This is a genomic window from Chamaesiphon sp. VAR_48_metabat_403 (assembly GCF_031422475.1).
Classification (GTDB): Bacteria; Cyanobacteriota; Cyanobacteriia; order Cyanobacteriales; family Chamaesiphonaceae; genus Chamaesiphon.
This window is the reverse complement of record NZ_JANPLS010000518.1, coordinates 1-3,741: the sequence shown is the minus strand read 5'-3', so window position 1 is coordinate 3,741 and position 3,741 is coordinate 1. Positions and strand designations below refer to the sequence as shown.

Annotated in this window: 2 protein-coding genes; both read right to left on the bottom strand. The window is 41.3% G+C overall.

Features of this window, described 5'->3' with window-relative positions; genetic code table 11:
- Positions 1-553: 553 nt before the first annotated feature.
- Positions 554-1,960, bottom strand: coding sequence for a dynamin family protein (locus RMO79_RS24330; RefSeq protein WP_310485864.1), 1,407 nt, complete (start codon positions 1,958-1,960; stop codon positions 554-556).
- A 191-nt stretch (positions 1,961-2,151) separates the two neighbouring features.
- The coding region (locus RMO79_RS24325) for a hypothetical protein (protein WP_310485863.1) at positions 2,152-3,741 on the bottom strand (1,590 nt) is incomplete at its 5' end.

Sequence of the window (3,741 nt, the reverse complement as noted above, 5' to 3'; positions counted from 1 at the left end):
ATGGACACGACGAACGATAAATCACGAACTATTTTGATTGTCGAAGATTCCCTATCGTACCGCAGTAAATTGCGGGATTATCTGAGTCAAGACAATCGAAATAGTTCGTGATTTATCGTTCGTCGTGTCCATTTTTTGCTAGCTTTATCTAAAATCCGGCATTTCGATATCTAAAAGATTTAGAAACGGCACTGGTTATATAGTGCCCAAAAGCGATCGCATTGGCTCATTCGATGTAATGTGTTCTAAATGCTATACACTCTCTTAAAATCCCCTCCTCGGAGGGGTGCCTGAAAGGCGGGGTGGGTAGATCCGTGCTGCTAGCTATCAACTCCAAATGCCCTGACATCTCAGCAAGATCGATCGTAATCCTTCAGTGGGGAGATAGTTGGGGGTGATTTGTTGGTATCGAAGATTTTACCCACCCCGCCCGTTGGGCACCCCTCCGAGGAGGGGATTTTTTAGGAGAAGGTATTAATTGTAATGTTTACTACTATCTGCTCGTTTGCCTCAATCGATCGACAATAACCCACGATCCATCCATACCCAAGCATTAACGGGATCGAGGATCTCTGGCTAAGTTTCCAGAAATCCGATCGAGCCAGCTCGAATAATACATAATTAATTGTTGCAACAATTGTGGCAATCTCCGATATTTAATAGATGTATTAACAGCCCGATCGAGCCTATTTAACAATCGATCGCTCTGAGTCTTCACATAATTAATGCTTTCCAATTCGATGATATTTCCTTTACTTCTTTTATCCGCCCATTTGCCGATCTCTAAATAGAGTCCTCGATCGAATTCTTGAATAATTAGCAGGAAGATTAGATCGGTTAAATTGGTTTGAAGACTATCTATCAGCAATCGATCGAATTCCGCCCCATAAGATACATCCCAAATCGCTGCTGCTACTCGATCGCATTCATTCAGACTCCATTTAGCTGGATTTCTCGGCAGATCGTTAGCAATATCCTCAGGAATCAAAAAATTAAAGTTACGATCTAATCTACTCGCAGCTTCTATTCTTTCTTTCTCATCTTTACTTTTGATTAATAATGACAATAAAGCTGGCATTGTCGAAATTTTAGCGACTTGGTTAGGTTCGATCTGTAAATGATGCTTGGTTAATAATTTATCGATTTCCGATTTAGTCTGATCGATAAACTTATCTTCACTCGCTACCCGATCTTTATCGCCATGAAAAACATCGATGCGATTGAATAGAAACCACATATTTTTTGACAAGCCGCCAATTATCTTCAGTTGCTCTACGACAGCCTGCAAGAGCATATTCACTTTTTGTCGATCTGTTTCTGCACTATTATAAGTGACTAAAAATAATGCTAGCTCGCAAGTCTTTAATAAGGATAAATTTTCGATATCTTGTTGGTGAGATAGTCCAGGTAAATCAACAATTCGTAACTTTATACCTTCGGGTAATTGCAATCGGCTATCTGTGGATAATAAGCGAATCGGATACTCGATCCGAATTTGGGGATAACTAATATCGATCGAGCCGTTATATTTAGCTTCGAGATAACTATTCATCACTGTGGCTAATCGATCGGATATTTCACGATCGCTAATATTATACCAGTCGCCACACTCCCATAATGCCCCAGAGGTTCGATCGATATGAATAGCCGTATTTTGATTGTACTCGATCGTCACCAATCCCGCGCTCATTTCTTGCACGGCTACAGGAATAATCTCTGCTCCACATAATAGATTTACTAACGTACTTTTACCGCTGCTGGTTGTACCTGTTGTGACGATCGTTAATGTTGGCGATTGTAAATCTACTAATAGTTTAGCAGTAGCATTGAAAAATATATCATCTAACTCTGTCAAGATCGATCGTTCAGATGGTGAAAGTTGTTTAGCTATTTTACGTCGATGAGTTTGCCATTCTCGTCTAATTGTCTTGACTTCTCGATCGATATATTTTAACAGCATAATTCCAATATTTTGGCATGTATGGGACTGTAGGGGCGGGTTTATGCTAATATTTTGGCAGTAAAAATAACGATCGAACGAACCCGCCCTCACCCACAATTAACGATCGACCGATATTATTACTGCGACAACCCGTGGGTACCCACGAGGGGCACACCTACAGGTTAATTGTGATACGATCGAGACCTAATTTAATTGCCTAATTTTTTCAAAGCAATAGATAATTGTCGTAACCTATCGCTAGCCTCTAGATCGACTTCATGACTTCTTAATTCCGCTGGTAAAGCTGCTAATAGTTTCGGGTTATCTTCCAACCATTCATTCTGAATTACCCCACTCCAAACCGCTTCAGAATTAATAAATATATCCCGCAATCGATCCAATTCTTGGAGACAATACTGTTGGAATCCGGCTGCTTCAAATATTGCCGATCGTAAGTAAGTTTCCACCGCCATTAGATCTGCTTCTACTTCGGCAATTACCGCCGCTTCGGGAGTCGGTTCTACTATAAATGCTTCGACAATTGGTTCGGCGATACCGAGAATTTTTTCTCTAATACTGCGATCGTATAGTAAATCTCGCCCGTATTTAAGATAGCGTTTGAGACAGCTAAACGCCGACTCTTCGCCCTCATAGTAATTGTCTAAAATATCGATATCCACACCGATATTTTTAACGATACTCAGGCGCATTTCGCTACCCACAGGCGCACGAACTAGAGATTCTACCATCGGTCGAGCAAACCGTAAAAATAGGACGCTCAAGCTCCGATTTAGAGCTTCTACATATTCATCAGTATTGGCAATTAGCCTATTTTTGACTTCCTCACTGTCGTAGAGTGAAGATGTCAGATAGTTTACCAATTCTAACGCCTGAGCGCGAAGTTCGATCGCCAATTCCTTCGCTATATCTAATAGCATTCGACTGATATCTGCATACAACTCTTCTCGCCAAGCATAATTAGCTGGTACACTATCGAATTGAACGATCGAATATTTCTTAAAGATTAGCTCTCTCCGTTGAGCAGTTTTAGTCCGCAAATCATTGAAAGATCGATCGACATGAGCCAGATAACGGTTTTTAAAATCCGTCTGACTAGTAGAATTAACTAAAGACTCGCGATCTCGGTTATTCGTACGAATATTTTCATCATAATAGTCAGCTAAATCCGCTTGAATCCGCTCCCATTGTTCCTTCCACCATAGCGAAAATTCGATCCGCCGTTGATTTTCTTCCTTCCGTTTGGCTTCCTCAGGATTATCGGAATATCGCTTACTCACCAAATCGAAAATCTTCTGGGAAGTGCCGATAATTTGGGTAGTCGAAGCTTCACACCGTTTCTGTAAAATCTTAACTCGTTCGGTATTAATATAATGATTAACCCGATCCTTAATTTCCTTAATCCCCGTCGTATCGACGAGGGCATCTGGATCTTCAATCTCCATTAAAGATTGCAGTCTAGCCCGAACCGCATCGACATTCCCGACTTCCTTAATCGTTTGTTCGCTGGCTATTCCTGCCAATACTAAATACGCACCAGCCGAACCCGAAACCACCCGATGTTCCGGTAAACGAGCGCGACTTTGCCATTCAGTAATTGCTTCCTGAATATGCTCTTGCATCGCCGCTGGACTACCCTTTTGATCGATATTACTCAGGAATACAAATAGTTTATCCGCAACGGTGACATGTCGATCGCCTTGTTCGGTAAATTTAATAATTTCTAATTCCGCACCCCGAATACTGGGGAATCTTTGCACCACAATTACCGCATCGCAATC